Source organism: Acidobacteriota bacterium (genome assembly GCA_016715115.1).
Classification (GTDB): domain Bacteria; phylum Acidobacteriota; class Blastocatellia; order Pyrinomonadales; family Pyrinomonadaceae; genus JAFDVJ01.
In genome coordinates this window covers 1-15,087 of sequence record JADKBM010000004.1, presented here as the reverse complement: position 1 = coordinate 15,087, position 15,087 = coordinate 1, and the positions used below count along the sequence as shown (strand labels likewise).

The following is a 15,087-nucleotide window of genomic DNA, read 5'->3' as shown; positions in this document are numbered from 1 at the left end:
AGTGCATAGTGCATAGTGCCGAGTGAAAAATACTGTCACCATTCACTCTCCACTCTGCACTTTGCACTATGCACTATCCACTATGCACTATCCACTATGCACTCGGTTGCACTATCCACTGCTCCATCCTTTGTCAAACAAACAAGAATCCCAAGAAGCTGGCCGCGATGATGATGAGCATCGAGATCATAAACTTGAGTGTGAACGAGCGGCTTCCCTGCAGAAAACAATAGAGCGTTTTTGCCGAGAGATTCGTCGCGTTGACGAGGATAAACGTAAACAGCGCGAAGCCGAAAGTGATCTTTGTACCGGCCATTCCGGCGAGATTGATCAATATCGCATCGACGCCCGCGAACGAGGCGATCACCGAACCGACAACGAACCCCGCCTTGCCGAAAAAGATCAGGCTCAGGTTGGTCAGCAATTTGACTACGAGGATCAACGCCGCGAACTGAAGCGCGGGAACGATCGAGAATATCTTCTTTTCAACGACCTTCGACTCTGACTCGGTTTCAGGCTCGGCTTCCGTTTCCTTTCGTATCCTCAGGAAATATATGGATAATGCGGTTGCCGTGGTGATCATTATCAGCAGCGCCGGCAGGATCGCGATCAGCCATTCACGATTGAGCGGCCCGATCAGCAAAAACATCTGAAAGAAACTGGCGAGATTTGCGAGGATAGCCGCGCCGACTAGATGGTTTTCGTTCACCGCCGTTTTGCTTTTTTGCGCCAGCGACTGAGTCGTTACCGTTGAGGAAACGAAACCGCCGATGAAACTGGTCACCGTGAACCCGCGCTCGCGTCCGACGAACTTTCCGAGGATGTAGCCGAGAACGTCGATCCCGGTGATCAAAACGACGATGAACCAGAGCTTCTGAGGGTTGATCAGTTCAAGGCCGTCGAACTGCTCGACGTTGATATTCAAGCCTTGAAGTAGCGATCTGACCTCGGGAAAATCGTTCAGCGTGTAGCTCGTGTTCGTCAGGAACGGCAAGATCACGAGCCCAAGGATCGCAAAGCTGATGAACGATTCGATCTCGCCGCGGGTGACGGCCGAGATCAGCTTTTCCGACCGAGCCTTCATCGACAAAATGACGATGATCACGACGGCGACGGCGATCGTCACGTTGAGCGGCAGAATTCCGGTCCCGAGACAGGCGCCGATCAAATACGTCAGAATGATCGCGATCTCGGTCGTAAATCCATAGTCGTTCGTCTGCCGCGATGCAAGACCGTAATGCATCGAAAGCAAAATGACGAAAGCCGCGGTCATCAATGCGAAGACGAGCGGCAGGTTGTTGACGTAGAAGATCGACGAGATGCAGCCGAGAAGCCCGATCAGCGAAAATGTCCGGATTCCCGAATCGGAAAGGTGCCCTGAACTCTGGCGTTCCAACCCGATCGCCGCGCCGAGCAGCAATGCCAGGACTAGATTTGGAACATATGATTCGAGCATTCCAGGTTCCTGAATTTTCTGAACGCCTGCAACGTGTGGCGCGACCCGCTATTTCCCAGAGACCGTGGCGTTGTATACAAGTTTTCCGCCGAAAACGGTTTCAACGACGGTCGTCTTGAAGAGATCTTCTTTCGCCGTTGTGAAGGGATTCCGGTCTAGAACGATCAAATCGGCTGAAAACCCCTTTGCGATCTTGCCCTTTGCACTTTCTTCGAAAGACGCGTACGCACCATTTACAGTATAAGCCCGCAAGGCCGTTTCAACCGACACGCGATGTTGCGGCAGCCAGCCTCCGACCGGCAAAAGCTCGATTGTTTGACGGTTCACCGCGTTATGCAGCCCGCGCCACGGGCTCATCGTGATGGCCGCCGGCATATCGCTCGAGAAGATCAACCGCGCGCCGGCGCGTTCGAGCGCGCGCCAGGCAAATCCGCGGCTCGTCCTTTCGGGTCCGATCGCCGCCGCCCAAACGTCGATCGTCGCCGGATCGGCGTGGATCGGTTCCATCGAGGCGATGACGCCAAGTTCCTTGAATCGCGGCACATCCTTCGGATCGATCGTCTCGATATGCTCGATGCGAAAGCGCGAATCGCGCCGGCCGTTGACTTTGATCGCGTTCTCGTATGCGTCGAGCGCCATTCGCACTCCGCGATCGCCGATCGCGTGGATGTAAACCTGGAGCCCGGCCTTGTCCGCCATCGCTACGACGCGGTTCAGTTGCTCGACCGTGAAATTGGGCGTTCCGGATGTTTCGGGCTTGTTCGAATACGGCGCAAGCATCGCCGCCGTGTAGGATTCGATGACGCCGTCGACCATTATCTTAATCGCACCGACACGGAGCATCGGAGAGTCGTATTTTCTCGAAGCCGCGACGATCTTGTCGATCTCTGCCTGCGTCGTGTCCGGCCCGACACTGAATGCGAATTTCGTTTTGAGCGTCAGTTTTCCTTTTTTCAAAAGCTCGTCGTAGATCTCAACTTCACCGAGACTGCCGTGAGCGTTTTGAATGCTCGTGATGCCGAGCGACGCCGCGTACTGCATTCCGAGTTCGAGCGCCTTCAGTTGCTGCTCACGCGTCACCGGCGGCAGGAATCGGCTGACGAGCGACGAGGCTCCTTCCTTGAAAACGCCGGTCGGAACGCCGTTGCCGTCGCGGACGATCTCGCCGAATCCCTCGAATTTCGTGTCTTGAGTGATTCCCGCGATCTCAAGCGCCTTCGAATTCGCCCACGAAGTGTGGCCGTCGTAGGCGCGAAGATAGACCGGCCGGTCGGCGATAACGGCGTCGATGTCCTGACGCTTCGGCAGTCCACCGGGGAAGATCGTGTATTGCCATCCGCGCCCGACGATCCATTTCGCGCCGGGGTTTTCCTTTGCGAACTTCAGGACCATCGCCTGCGCGTCGGCCAAATTCCTGGCGTCGGTCAGATCGACCTGGTACATTCCAAGCGCCGCGCTCAGAAAATGCGTGTGCGAGTCGTTGATCCCCGGCATCACGAATCTTCCGCCGAGATCTTCGATCTTTGTCGAACGCCGTGAGAACTTCTTGATCGATGCGTCGCTACCGACAGCAATGATCCGGTCGCCTTTGACCGCAACCGCAGTCGCCCAAGAATTCTTCGCGTCACCCGTCCAGATCCGGCCGTTAATCAATATCAAATCGGCCGTTTGGGATTGGGCAGACGATAGGAATGCCGCTAAACAAAGTATGATGAAAACCTTAAGGAGTTGCTTCACGGCGAAATAATAGCACGAAAATTGTTGATTTTTGAGACATGCGAACCAGCGCGTTGACGGAAATGCAAAATGCCGTCAGCGTCTCGAACGGACAATTCACTAAATCCTTTCCAGAGTGCAGTTACCTTACAAACCGGTAACCGACGCCGCGGACGGTTTGCAGCAATTGCGGTTTGTCGGGCTCGGTTTCGAGGTGTTTTCGAAGCCGGACGATGAAGTTGTCGATGGCGCGCGTGTCCGTGTCCTCGTGAAGATCCCAAACTTTTTCGAGGATCGTTTTGCGTGAGACGGCTTGCCCCTCGTTTTCGATCAAATGGCGCAGAAGTTTCGCTTCCATCAGCGTGAGTTGGACGTTCCCCGACTCGGTCCGGAGTTCGAGGTTGTTGAAGTCGATCGATTTTCCGTTGACCTCGATCACGTTTTCAAACGGCTTTTCGGCGGATTCGCGTTCGCGGCGGAACCATTCCCTGCGGCGCAAGAGGCCGTTCAGGCGCGCCTGAAACACTGCCAGATCGAACGGTTTCGGCAAATAATCGTCGGCACCCGATTCGAAGCCTTTCAACACGTCGTCGGAACTGCCAAGCGCCGTCAGCATCAGGATCGGAGTAAAATTCTGCATCGAACGAAGCTCGGACGCGACCTCGAAGCCATTCTTTTTCGGCATCATAACGTCGAGCACGATCGCGTCGAATGACTGACGTTCCAAAACACCCAACGCCTCCTCGCCGTCATACGCGACCGCAACCTCGTGGCCGTCGGCCTCGAGATTGAACCGCAAACCGTCCGCGAGATGTTTTTCGTCTTCGACGATCAGGATCTTCATAATTCTCGTTTTGGCTCCGCCCGCCGGCGGTAGGCCGCCTGAAGGCGGAACTCCGAGCGTCGCTACAATTTCGGCAACTGGACGATAAACGTCGTTCCTTTTCCCTCGCCTTTGCTTTCGGCCCAGATGCGTCCGCCGTGTTTTTTGACGATCGACTCGACGATGAACAAACCGAGTCCCGTTCCCTTCAGATTCTGGGTCGCGCGGTTGGCGACGCGGTAGAATCTGCGAAAAACACGCTTCAGTTCAGAAACGTTCAGTCCGATCCCGTTGTCCTTGATCAGGACCTCGACACGCTTCTCGTTGGAATTTTTCACACGAATCGAGAGTCGCGGGTCGTCTCCGGAGTATTTTACTGCGTTGTCGAGCAAATTCGTGAATACCGTGCCGAGTTCGGATCGGTCGCCGACGACCACGGCTTCTTCGGCCGAAGGCGTGAATTTCATCGCTGACTCGTCAAGTTTGTAGCGCGTCCTGATGAAGTTCATCGACTCGGTGAGCAGATCGTTGAGCTTGATCTCGGAAAGGTTGAGAAGCCGCTGCCTTTCGCGCGTCTGCGAGGCGAGCAACACCTGTTCGACCGTTCCGAGCAGACGGTTTGAATCGGCAAGCATCACGTCGTAGAACTCATTCTGCTTTTCGGGTGAAACATCGCGGCTTTTCAGGGTTTCGAGATACAACTTGATCGAGGCGATCGGCGTCTTGAGTTCGTGCGTCATCGCGTTCAAAAACGCGTCCTGTTGTTCATTGCGCTTGATCTCGCGCATCAAAAAGATCGTGTTCAGGATTAGCCCGGTGATGATGACGGCGAAGAAGACAATGCCGAGAACGAGGAGCACGACCTCGCGCAGATTGAGCAGTATCCAGCCGACGTTCAGCGCGACCGCGAGTACGATCAGGCAAATGCCCAGGATCAGGAAGAATATGGTCGATTTGCGGCGGCGCACGATTCAAGTATAGGGGGAAAGGGGAAAAGGGGAAAAGCAAAAGGGAAAAGCAAAAGGCAAAAGGGCAAAAGGGGGCAAAAGGCAAAGGGAAAAAGGCAAAGGGAAAAAGGCAAAAGGGGAAAAGGGAAAAGGCAAAAGGGGAAAAGGGAAAAAGGCAAAAGGCAAAAGGGGAAAAGGGGAAAGGCAAAGGGAAAAAGGAAAACGGCAAAAGGCAAAAGGGAAAAGGGAAAAGGGGAAAGGCAAAGGGAAAAAGGAAAACGGCAAAAGGCAAAAGGGAAAAGGGAAAAGGGGAAAGGCAAAGGGAAAAAGGAAAACGGCGTATTGATCTCTTGCTTCTTGAGGATTCGGTCGCCGTTGGGTCGAAACGCCCTTCTTCTTTTGCCTTTTGCCCTTTTGCCTTTTGCCCTTTGCCTTTTTCCCCTTTTTAAGCCGCCTGCTTGATCGGTTTGCCGTGAATTTCCTTGCCTTCGTTAAGGTCGTATGCGTAGACGTCATTCGCCAGCCCGAGCTTTTCGAGGGTCTTGATCTGCAGCCAGTTAAAGTCAAACTCTCTCCAGGTCAGGCCGTGGCGCGCCGAGCGCGGAAAGGCGTGGTGGTTGTTGTGCCATCCTTCGCCAAAGGTGAGCGCCGCAACGATCCCGTTGTTGGTCGATGTGTCGCGTGTTTCAAAGCGGCGCGAGCCCCAAAGATGCGTCACCGAATTCACGAACCAGGTGGTGTGCCAACCGAAAACGGTCCGCAGTCCAACGGCCCAGAACAGCATTCCCCAGCCGCCAATCAGAAAACACGCGACGCCGGTAAGGATCGACGTGACCCAATAGTATTGATTCATCACGCGATGAACGCGGTCCTTCATCAGGTCGGGCGAGTAACGCATCATCGTCGCCTCAGGCTGAATTTGCGCCGTTCCCTTGAAGATCCATCCGATGTGCGACCACCAGAATCCGCCGACCGGCGAATGAGGATCCTTGTCGGTGTCGGTGAAAGCGTGATGCAGGCGATGCGTCGTGACCCAGCTGATCGCGCCCGACTGAAGCGCCATTGTGCCGAAGAATGTGAGCAGGTATTCGAACCATTTCGGCGACTGAAATCCGCGGTGCGTCAGCAAGCGATGATAACCGAGTCCGATGCCGAGACTGTTCGCGACCCACCAGAGAAGTACGAACCCGGCGAAATTCTGCCAACTGAAAGTGAAAAAGGCGGCGACCGCCCCGACGTGAAACAGCACGACCGCGACGATCGTGTTCCAATGGATCTTCTGTGATTTTGCGCTCGAAATTTCGACTACGTTCTGCATTCTCTATGACCTCTTAAAATTGCTGAAATTAAACGCGTATTTCGCGTTAATTGCAATCGTAACAGAGTTTTACAGCGTCGATTGTAAGAGTTTTGTAATACGCGGTTCAGGGTGTTGACACGCTCTCGGAGAGTGCCGTGTCGATGGTCGCGAGCCGGACGTTCGTCGCCCATCCCAGACGCTCAAAGATGCGAATCGTGAGCCAGTTCTGGTCAAACTGGAAACGACCGAGACCGTGCCGCGCCGATGCGGGAAACGCGTGATGGTTGTTGTGCCAGCCTTCGCCGAACGTGAGCAGGGCGATGACGGCATTGTTGGTCGAATCGTCGCCGGTTTCGTGCGGCGTCGAACCCCACATATGCGTCGCCGAATTGACGAGCCACGTCGAGTGCCAACCGAAAACGACGCGTCCGAAAACGCCCCACAGAACCATTGGCCAGCCGCCGAGGAAAAAGAGCAAAATGCCCGACAGGATCAGCGGAGCGTAGTAAAAACGAGCAAGCGCAACGTGAAACCGGTCCTTCATCAGATCCGGAACGTATTTCTTGAGCGTTGCCGGGTCGTGATCGTTCGCCGTCCCGTAGACGATCCAGCCGAGATGCGCCCACCAGAATCCGGGCCGCGTCGAATGCGGATCGCGTTCCTGATCCGTGAACTGATGATGGATGCGGTGCGTTGCGACCCATTTCGGCGCATCGTCCTGGACGGCCATTGTTCCGAAAACAGTGAGCAGATACTCAAGCCACTTCGGCGCCTTGAAACTGCGGTGCGTCAGCAGTCGGTGATAGCCGAGCCCGACGCCGAGGCTTCCGACGATCCAGTTGCCGATCAGCAGCGCCGCCAGATTCTGCCAGCTGAAATAGAACAGCCCGATGATCGCGAAAGCGTGGAAAATCAGAACGATCGTCGAATTTTTCCAGTTGATTGTTTTGAGAACCCCGAAGCTTGTTGTGTTTTTCATTCGTGATGTCGCCTGAGACATCATCAAGCGTAACAGATTGACCGGCGTCGAATCGTAAGAGAATTGTAAGATTTGTCGATTCTGCGGTTTAATGGGTAGCGATGTTGAAAAAGTCTTTCGTTCTCGTAATCGTGCTGGCGGCTGTCGGAACCGCATTTTCACAACAGCGTCTGGTGGTCATCGGCGGCGGTGATCGGCCCGAGGCGGCCCTTGGGCGCTTCGTTGAATGGTCCGGCGGCGCGAAATCGCGGATTCTGATAATAACCTGGGCGAGCGGCGTTCCGAAAGAGAGTGCGGAATCGCTGAAAGAGGATTTCGCGAAATTTCCCGGCGCGAAGATCGAATCCGCTCCGTTCGCGCCGCTTGACGGTGACGGTCGCGCGAAGTTCATCGAACAGATGAAGACCGCAACTGGCGTTTTCTTTTCCGGCGGCGACCAAAACCGGATAATGGACGTCTTGAAGGACGAAGAACTGTTGAAACTGCTGCGTGACCGATACGATGCCGGAATCGCTTTTGCAGGCACGAGCGCCGGCGCGGCGCTGATGTCGTCACCGATGATGACAGGCGAGAACGACCTGACGGTCATCGACGGAACAAAGGTCGGAACGCGTCCGGGACTTGGACTGTTGCCGAACGCGATCGTCGACCAGCATTTCATAGTCCGCCGGCGTCAGAACCGGCTTTTCGGACTCGTCCTCTCAAACCCGAAAATGCTCGGGGTCGGGATCGACGAAGACACCGCCATCGCCGTTCGCGACAACCGATACGCGGAGGTGCTGGGCGCAAGTTATGTGATGTTTGTCGATGGAAAACGGAAAGACTCAACCTTCTCGATCTTTCTCGGCCGGGCGGGCCAGGTTTTTGATCTTAAAAGGCGAAAACTGAGGTGACGCCAATCGGGCCGGGCAGGTGTCAGACGCTCGTCTGAACTGCCCGCGGCTGACACCTGGGTTCCGCTCCGCTTCACGCGGTGCGATCGAAACACGCGTAACTCTTCTGAGTACAACGGGTTCGCGTGTTACAGACGCTTGAAGAAACAAATCAGTTCTCAAACGGCTTCTCCGACAGGCTCCAAGGAATTCCAGGAATTCCAGGATTCCAGGAATTCCAAGATCCCATTCCAAGATTCCAGGAATTCAAAGATTCCAGGAATTCCAGGATTCCAGGATTCCAGGAATTCCAGGATTCCAGGGATTCCAGGATTCCAGGAATTCCACGATTCCAAAGACTCCAATCGAATCTTTCCATCTGGAATCTCTGGAATCTATGGAATCTCTGGAATCTCTGGAATCTCTGGAATTTTGGAATCCCCCAATCGCAAATCGCAAATCGCAAATCGCAAATTTTTCTTAATCCGCAAATGCCACGCTCAATTGCTTCAACGGCATCGACGATCGCGAGTCCAATTCCTCGATGTTTTTACGGTCTACATATCTGTACAAAATATCCCGTTGTCGCGGGATGAAACCGGCCTCCGAGATCTGGTAGCGAAGCTCGCGTTCGGTCGCTTCGTTGTGCGCGCCGGCGGCGGAGACGACGTTCTCCTCGATCATCGTCGATCCCATATCGTCGGCTCCCATTCGCAGTCCGACCTGGCCGAGCCGCAATCCCTGCGTCAGCCACGATGCCTGAATGTGGTCGAAGTTGTCGAGGAACAGACGAGATACCGAAAGCATCTTGATGTAATCGATTCCCGAAGGCTCTTCCGTGATCTTGCGCCCGAGCGCCGTGTTCTCGCGCTGAAACGTCCAAGGGATGAACGCCGTGAATCCGCCGGTTTCGTCCTGAACGTCGCGGACACGCTGGAGATGGCGCACGCGATGCTCGACCCGGTCGCCGATCCCGAACATCATCGACGCCGTCGTCCGCAGTCCGACCTTATGCGCGGCACGCATTACGTCGAGCCATTCCTGCGTGTTGCATTTCGTCGAAACGCGCTTGCGGACCTCGTCGTCAAGAATCTCGCCGCCGCCGCCCGGCATCGAATTGAGTCCCGCCGCTTTGAGGCGCGCCATTATCGTTTCGTAGTCCAAACCGCTGATCAGATGAATGTTGTGGATCTCGGGCGGCGAAAAGCAGTGAAGCTGAAACGTCGGGTAAAGCGCGTGCAGACGCGAAAGCAGATCTTCGTACCACTCGATATTGAAATCAGGATGAAGACCGCCCTGCATCAGGACGCCGGTGCCGCCTAGTTCGATGGTCTCGTCGATGCGTTTGCAGATCTCCTCGAACGAATGGACGTAAGTGTCCGGTTTTCCCGGCCGGCGATAGAACGCGCAAAAGGTGCAGACGACGTTGCAGACATTCGTGTAATTTATGTTGCGGTCGATGATGTACGTGACGACTTTGTCCGGATGTTTCCGCTGACGGATCTCATCGGCCGCGGCGCCGATGCGCGCGATGTCGTAGCTCTCCAGCAGCGCCGTACAGTCTTCGGAAGTCATCCGGCCGCCATCCAAAACCTTGTCCAAAATCGGTTGAATATTGCTCATATAACTCGCCTGTTTTCGCAAATTGAATTCGAAAAGTCGCAAATTGCGAAAAAATCCCTGAAAAACAACGGCAAAACTCAAAAAAGCGCCGTCTTTTCACTGATGCGTTTTTTGATATACAAATTTTGTTCCAAACGCGATGACACTTTTCGCGAGAAAAAAACGCTTTAACAAGTGAGAGATTTTACAAGAGGTGAGAGTGAAATGAGAAACGAAGAATCACAGTTGGGCGCAAACGATCTTTTCCTGTTGATCTTTGTCCTGGTTGCCGGCTGGCTGCTGCTTTTTCATTCGAATCTCTTTTGATTTGCGCAGTGCGATTCCGGATTTGCAGCCGATATCTTCAAATCCAAAATCCCAAATCCAAAATCCCAAATCCGAAATTGACTTGCCTCCCCCCGACGCGAACCGGTCGCCCGCTATTTGGGCGACCGGTTCGATTTTTGATTGAAAAACTCGTCCGTCGGCAAAACTCAATTTTCACGAGCCGAATTTCTTATCGAGGAATTTCCCAAGAATCGTGAAGACGATCCCGAGAACGAGAAAAAACAAGCCCGCGACCGGGTCGCCCGGCACTTCCGCACCCTTGATTCCGAGATGCATACCAAAACCCCAGTTCAAAAGCGCCAGAACGAATCCGATGATGAAAGCGATTCCGCAAACCTGAATGATGACGATGACGATATTCACTGATTTCTCCTCGAATGTTAAAATCTTCACTTGGTGAACGCACCGATGTTCGCTGACTTGCGCCGAATATGTCAATAACGATCGAAGAACTTCAAAACGAATACAACGGGCTTCTGCAACGCGCACGGCCAATTCCGCACGTCTATCGATTTCTGACTGAGCGCAGCGACGACGGCACTCCGCACGTCGAGATCATCGGCGATGAGTATCATTTTGTTTCAACCGAACGCGGCCTCGATCTCTTTCGGAAATCGTTTGGGTCAAAGGATGAAATTCTCTATGAAATGATCGCTCTCGACACTTTCTGGATGGGCGTTGATTTTGAATTCAAGAATCGCATCGAAAGCCTGGATTGCCGCCGGATGATCTTCGCAAAGCAGTTGGAGTTGTTGAATTTGATCGATCCCCGTCAACCGCGCCGGAAAAAAGTCGCCGCGATCCTTGCGACCGCTGAGAATCCGATGGTTTACAGAGTGCAAGGTGCAATGGCAGAGGAGTTCGGAACTGCGCTATGGATGAGGCCTTTGCTTTCTGCACTTTACTCCTCACAAATCACACTCCGTCTGCACTGATCTTCATTTCCGCAGACTCTCTTCGATCCTCGTGCGGAAATCCGCGACAAAGGCGCCGTACTTGGCCGGAGTTTCTGTTTCGGCAAGTTTGAGCGCTTTCAGATAGCCCGCGCGGGCCTCGGGGCTTGAAACCTTTTCGGCCAGAGCGTCGGCGAAGACCTGTTCGCCGCGCAGCCTCGCGATCCAAAAAATCAAAATTCTGCGGATCCTTTTTGAGAAGTTCGTCATTCAGCGCGATGGCCTTTTCGAAATCGATGCGTGCCGCCGCGAGTTCGCCGCGGCGAATATGCGCGAGCGCTAGATCCTCGTAAGATTCTTTGAGATCGAGTTTGATCTCCTGATTGCTCGAATCGGCCGCGGCGATCGCGAGCTGCGTGTCGAGTGCCTCGCGGGCCAGTCTGATCGCCGTCTCCGTTTCGCCGAGTTCACGATAAATCGTGCCTTCGTTTAGTGTCCCGCCGGCGACGTTGCGGCGATATACGGGATTGTCGGGCTTCAGCGACAGTACTTTCTGCTGCGCCGCCGTCGACCTCTTGGCGACCTCAAGCGCCTCGCGGAGCAGCGCCGTCTGCTTTCCGGGATCGCCTTTCTTCCTCGCCTCGGCGGCCGCGAGAAACGTGTAAAGCTGGACGCGGTGCGTCGCGCTCGCGAGGATGCGGTTCGCGGTCTCGTCGTCAGGCGCGGTCGCGATGACCTCGTCGGCGATCGCCAGCGCGCCGCGAAACGTCTCCATCTTCCGCGGCATTTCCGCCTCCGGAATGCTGTCGCCGTAGTGGACGAAACTCCGCGCGAGGTAGATCTTTGAATTCAGATCTTCGGGCGCAAGTTCGACGACGCGCCGCCCAAGGAGCGAGCGCCTTTTCGAAATTCGCGTTCTGTTCATTGAATTTTCCGACGCGGTAAAAGGCCCGGCCATTCGACGTAGGCATCGCGAAGTTCGGACAGAAGTTTGACATCGCTTGATCCCGTGGCGAGCGGTTCAAGCAGTCCGATCGCTTTCTGAAAACTCTCGGCCGCCGCTTCCGGAATTCCCGAGGTTCGTTTTTGATATGTCCCGGCCCCTACGCTCGCGATTGCATATAGGCCTGCGCCAGCTCGCGCGTCAGGTCCGGATCGCTCGAAGAATCGCGTTGCAGACTGTCGAGGTATTTGAGCGCGTCGGCGACCAGCACCTCACGGACACGCGTCGCGCCCGGAAGATCCTTGATCTCGTCGTGATATTTGAAAACCACGTTGCGGGCCAGCTCACGAACTTCGTTGAATCGCTTCTCAGCCAACCCGCGCTGCTGCTCGGCGCGATAGGCCTGCCAGCCGGTGGCCGCCATCCCTGCGACCAGCGTCAGCATGATCATTATCGCCGCCGCGACCGCCGCGCGGTTTCGCGAAACGAACTTGCCGAGCCGGTACATCCGCGAATCGGGACGCCGAAACCGGCAATCCATCAAGATAACGTTCGATATCGCCGGCGAACTGCTCGACCGACGAGTAGCGGCGCGCCGGATCTTTCTGAAGCGCCTTGAGGACGATGTTGTCGAGATCGCCGCGCAGCGTTTTCGGATTGATGATGCGGCCAAGCTCCGCGGTTCGGCCGTCGCGGTTCTGCGCGGTTTGTCCGGTCGCCGGTTCGGAAGGACCGGACGGGACGTCGTCGTCGCGGCGGACGGGCGCGGCGGCTCGGAATCGCAAATGACGCGTGCGATCCGTCGGGACGGCTGCTTTCGAAGCGATGTGCCGGAACTCCGGTCAAAAGCTCATAGAGGATAAGCCCGAGCGAATAGACATCGCCCGGAGTCGAGACGATCCGGCCGGCGGCCTGTTCAGGCGACGCGTAACGCGGCGTCATCATTCCGAGCGAAGTCAACGTTTGATCGGGCATCTCATCGTCGGGGCTGACGATCTTCGAGATTCCGAAATCGAGCAGTTTGACCTCGGAATCGTCGGTCACAAGGATATTCGACGGTTTCAGATCACGATGGATGACGAGGCGTGAATGCGCGAACGCGACCGCGGAACAGATCTTCAGAAAAAGCCGCAGCCGATCGCGCAACCCGAGCCCGTTCTGGTCGCAGAACTGATCGACCGGAAGGCCGTCGACGAACTCCATCGCCAAAAACGGCGTTCCGTCGGCGGCGCGTCCGCCGTCGAGCAATCGCGCGATGTTCGCATGTTCGAGCGTCGCGAGGATCTGCCGCTCACGCCCGAACCGTTTGGCCATCGCCGCCGAATCGGCTCCGAGTTTGAGGATCTTGACCGCCGCCCGCTGCCGAAAATCGTCGGATTCGCGAACCGCTTCGAAGACGATACCCATTCCGCCGCGGCCGATCTCGCGAATCAGCCTGAAACCGCCGATCTCGCGGCCTTCGTATTCAACGGCGTCATCTTCGGCCCACAGTCCCGAAACGCGCGCGGCCGGTTCCGAAAACCTCTCGCGAGTTTCCGCTTCAAGCAACCGGCGCGCCTCGGCGACCGATTCGGCATCAGGATGTCCGCGCAGAAAATCCTCGCGCGCTTCGTCGCCGAGATCGATCGCCTCATTGAAGATCGCCTTGATCTTGTTCCATTTGTCGGGGGTCATTTCACCGGATCGCATAATTTGTGTCCGGGCATACTCGCCGGAAAGCGGGGGAAATCAGTTCAATTTTGCGGCCAACCAGGCGCGCGCCATGCGCCATTCGCGCTTCACGGTCGAGACCGACACGCCGAGAACCTCGGCCGCTTCTTCATTTGTTAGACCGCCGAAGAACTTGAGCTCCACGATCCGCGCCTGCGTCGGATCGAATTCGGCGAGTTGCCGGAGCGCGTTTTCGAGGAAGATCAGATCGACGTCGGAATCGGCCGCGATCTCGCCCGCGACGTCGAGCGAGATCAGCGTCTGACCTTCGTTTCGTTTCTTTGCCTTGTGGCTTTCGGCGTAGTTCACAAGGATCCGACGCATCATTTCCGAGGCGATCGCAAAGAAATGAGCGCGATTCTGCCAGTTGACCGAATGTTGGTCGATGAGCCGCATATACGCTTCATGAACGAGCGCCGTCGCCTGCAGCGTATGGTTGCCGCGTTCGATCGAGAGTTTGTACGCGGCGATGCGTTTTAGTTCGTCGTAGACGCGCGGCAGCAACTCATCGAGGCTTGCGCGGTCGCCGCGCTGCGTGCCGTTCAGAAGCATCGTCAGGTTTTCGGATTCATTCGTCATCGAATCTAATGATTTTGCGACAGATCGGAGCGGAAAACAACTTTCGGGGACCGTCCGAAAACATTTTTGACCCGATTTCGGACCGTCGTGGCGTCGGACGCTATCGCCGGCGCCGCGACATAACCCCCGACGGGCACGGATCGGCCGCCAAAGACGCTGCGAGCCGGTTCGTGCCGATTTTTATCCACCATCTTTTTCTGTCCGGATCTGCAAGCGGTAAATAACTGAGTTCAGATGAGTTGTATCTCACCGTCGATCTTCTGCGTACGCCGCTTTCCTTGATTTTTGATCGATTATTCTGGATCATCTGACCCGATTTTTCCGAAAGTTTCTGCGAGACGGTCCGAGAGGTAATCTATGCAGAAATTATTCATTCCGATATTGGTCCTTGTATTTCGTCGGCGGCGTTGGCTGCTGACGGCGATCTTTGACTCGTCGTTCAATCTGACGGGCTTTGCCAACGAATCGTTCTACGGCAACGTTTCACGGATCCGAAGCCTCGCGATCCAGCCGGACGGCAAGATCATCGCGGCTGGAAACGCGGCCGACAACTTGTTCCTCAACGACTTTTCGATCATTCGTTACAATCCGAGCGGTTCGATCGATACGTCGTTCGGGACCGGCGGCCGTCTTTACGCGGACGTCAATGGCCGCCCCGATGTCTCGCCGGTCGTGCTCCTTCAAGCTGACGGCAAAATCATCGTCGTAGGGAACAGCCAGGACAATCAGAACAATCTACTTTCGGTTCTCAGGTTCAACGCCAACGGGACCGTCGATACGAGCTTCGGAACCAACGGCGTGACGACGACCAGATTCCAGCAAACGGGGTCGAGTGCGGCGACCCCGAACGACGCGATCCCGCAGCCCGACGGTAAGATCGTCGTCGCCGGCGGCTGACCGGAACCGCATTTTGCGTTGC

At 55.6% G+C, this 15,087-nt stretch carries 16 protein-coding genes; 3 read left to right on the top strand and 13 right to left on the bottom strand.

The features are described 5' to 3' along the window. Positions 1–133: 133 nt before the first annotated feature. The 6 genes from IPN69_02320 to IPN69_02295 all read right to left on the bottom strand — a co-directional run bounded on the left by IPN69_02320 (position 134) and on the right by IPN69_02295 (position 7,242). Positions 134–1,456, bottom strand: coding sequence for an MgtC/SapB family protein (locus tag IPN69_02320; GenBank protein ID MBK8809548.1), 1,323 nt, complete (start codon positions 1,454–1,456; stop codon positions 134–136). 48 nt (positions 1,457–1,504) lie between these two features. After that, on the bottom strand, positions 1,505–3,115 hold the full coding sequence (locus tag IPN69_02315; protein ID MBK8809547.1) for an amidohydrolase: 1,611 nt from the start codon (positions 3,113–3,115) through the stop codon (positions 1,505–1,507). 199 nt (positions 3,116–3,314) lie between these two features. Continuing rightward, complete coding sequence (locus IPN69_02310) at positions 3,315–4,016, bottom strand: response regulator transcription factor (protein MBK8809546.1); 702 nt, start codon at positions 4,014–4,016, stop codon at positions 3,315–3,317. Positions 4,017–4,078: 62 nt separating this feature from the next. Continuing rightward, positions 4,079–4,966 carry a HAMP domain-containing histidine kinase gene (locus IPN69_02305; GenBank protein ID MBK8809545.1) on the bottom strand — a complete coding sequence of 296 codons (888 nt, stop codon included), beginning with the start codon at positions 4,964–4,966 and terminating at the stop codon, positions 4,079–4,081. A 421-nt stretch (positions 4,967–5,387) separates the two neighbouring features. After that, positions 5,388–6,260 (bottom strand): fatty acid desaturase, encoded by an 873-nt coding sequence (locus IPN69_02300; GenBank protein ID MBK8809544.1) that lies wholly within the window; start codon positions 6,258–6,260, stop codon positions 5,388–5,390. A gap of 106 nt (positions 6,261–6,366) precedes the next feature. Continuing rightward, positions 6,367–7,242, bottom strand: a complete 876-nt coding sequence (locus IPN69_02295; GenBank protein ID MBK8809543.1) for a fatty acid desaturase — start codon at positions 7,240–7,242, stop codon at positions 6,367–6,369. Between the two features lie 80 nt (positions 7,243–7,322). Here IPN69_02295 and IPN69_02290 point away from each other — a divergent pair, with 80 nt between their 5' ends. Next, complete coding sequence (locus IPN69_02290) at positions 7,323–8,114, top strand: cyanophycinase (GenBank protein MBK8809542.1); 792 nt, start codon at positions 7,323–7,325, stop codon at positions 8,112–8,114. A 246-nt stretch (positions 8,115–8,360) separates the two neighbouring features. Here the strand turns inward: IPN69_02290 and IPN69_02285 are convergent, their stop codons facing one another. From IPN69_02285 to IPN69_02275, 3 genes are all read right to left on the bottom strand, one after another. Next, positions 8,361–8,552, bottom strand: a complete 192-nt coding sequence (locus IPN69_02285; GenBank protein ID MBK8809541.1) for a hypothetical protein — start codon at positions 8,550–8,552, stop codon at positions 8,361–8,363. 21 nt (positions 8,553–8,573) lie between these two features. Continuing rightward, positions 8,574–9,668: a dehypoxanthine futalosine cyclase gene (gene mqnC, locus IPN69_02280; GenBank protein ID MBK8809540.1), complete on the bottom strand. Its 1,095-nt coding sequence runs from the start codon at positions 9,666–9,668 to the stop codon at positions 8,574–8,576. Between the two features lie 528 nt (positions 9,669–10,196). After that, entirely contained in the window at positions 10,197–10,406 is a 210-nt protein-coding gene (locus IPN69_02275) for a hypothetical protein (protein MBK8809539.1), read from the bottom strand. Between the two features lie 68 nt (positions 10,407–10,474). Here IPN69_02275 and IPN69_02270 point away from each other — a divergent pair, with 68 nt between their 5' ends. Beyond that, complete coding sequence (locus IPN69_02270) at positions 10,475–10,978, top strand: hypothetical protein (GenBank protein MBK8809538.1); 504 nt, start codon at positions 10,475–10,477, stop codon at positions 10,976–10,978. Here IPN69_02270 and IPN69_02265 read toward each other — a convergent pair. The 4 genes from IPN69_02265 to IPN69_02250 all read right to left on the bottom strand — a co-directional run bounded on the left by IPN69_02265 (position 10,959) and on the right by IPN69_02250 (position 14,168). Then, positions 10,959–11,861, bottom strand: a complete 903-nt coding sequence (locus IPN69_02265) for a tetratricopeptide repeat protein (GenBank protein MBK8809537.1) — start codon at positions 11,859–11,861, stop codon at positions 10,959–10,961. The genes IPN69_02270 and IPN69_02265 overlap by 20 nt on opposite strands. A 178-nt stretch (positions 11,862–12,039) precedes the next feature. Then, a complete protein-coding gene (locus IPN69_02260; GenBank protein MBK8809536.1) occupies positions 12,040–12,420 on the bottom strand; it encodes a hypothetical protein in 381 nt (126 codons plus the stop codon). Continuing rightward, on the bottom strand, positions 12,420–13,568 hold the full coding sequence (locus IPN69_02255; GenBank protein ID MBK8809535.1) for a serine/threonine protein kinase: 1,149 nt from the start codon (positions 13,566–13,568) through the stop codon (positions 12,420–12,422). Before IPN69_02255 ends, IPN69_02260 begins: the two co-directional genes overlap by 1 nt. 39 nt (positions 13,569–13,607) lie before the next feature. Next, on the bottom strand, positions 13,608–14,168 hold the full coding sequence (locus IPN69_02250) for a sigma-70 family RNA polymerase sigma factor (GenBank protein MBK8809534.1): 561 nt from the start codon (positions 14,166–14,168) through the stop codon (positions 13,608–13,610). 357 nt (positions 14,169–14,525) lie between these two features. On the opposite strand from IPN69_02250, the gene IPN69_02245 reads away from it, so the two are divergent. Further along, positions 14,526–15,065, top strand: a complete 540-nt coding sequence (locus IPN69_02245; GenBank protein ID MBK8809533.1) for a hypothetical protein — start codon at positions 14,526–14,528, stop codon at positions 15,063–15,065. Positions 15,066–15,087 lie beyond the last annotated feature (22 nt).

Excerpts from the sequence above, each read along its gene's own strand:
- IPN69_02290 (MBK8809542.1), top strand. The coding sequence starts at position 7,323 with ATGTTGAAAAAGTCTTTCGTTCTCGTAATCGTGCTGGCGGCTGTCGGA.
- IPN69_02245 (MBK8809533.1), top strand. The coding sequence starts at position 14,526 with ATGCAGAAATTATTCATTCCGATATTGGTCCTTGTATTTCGTCGGCGG.
- IPN69_02270 (MBK8809538.1), top strand. The coding sequence starts at position 10,475 with ATGTCAATAACGATCGAAGAACTTCAAAACGAATACAACGGGCTTCTG.
- IPN69_02310 (MBK8809546.1), bottom strand. The coding sequence starts at position 4,016 with ATGAAGATCCTGATCGTCGAAGACGAAAAACATCTCGCGGACGGTTTG.
- IPN69_02255 (MBK8809535.1), bottom strand. The coding sequence starts at position 13,568 with ATGCGATCCGGTGAAATGACCCCCGACAAATGGAACAAGATCAAGGCG.
- IPN69_02295 (MBK8809543.1), bottom strand. The coding sequence starts at position 7,242 with ATGTCTCAGGCGACATCACGAATGAAAAACACAACAAGCTTCGGGGTT.
- IPN69_02300 (MBK8809544.1), bottom strand. The coding sequence starts at position 6,260 with ATGCAGAACGTAGTCGAAATTTCGAGCGCAAAATCACAGAAGATCCAT.
- mqnC (MBK8809540.1), bottom strand. The coding sequence starts at position 9,668 with ATGACTTCCGAAGACTGTACGGCGCTGCTGGAGAGCTACGACATCGCG.
- IPN69_02265 (MBK8809537.1), bottom strand. The coding sequence starts at position 11,861 with ATGAACAGAACGCGAATTTCGAAAAGGCGCTCGCTCCTTGGGCGGCGC.
- IPN69_02320 (MBK8809548.1), bottom strand. The coding sequence starts at position 1,456 with ATGCTCGAATCATATGTTCCAAATCTAGTCCTGGCATTGCTGCTCGGC.
- IPN69_02260 (MBK8809536.1), bottom strand. The coding sequence starts at position 12,420 with ATGGATTGCCGGTTTCGGCGTCCCGATTCGCGGATGTACCGGCTCGGC.
- IPN69_02250 (MBK8809534.1), bottom strand. The coding sequence starts at position 14,168 with ATGACGAATGAATCCGAAAACCTGACGATGCTTCTGAACGGCACGCAG.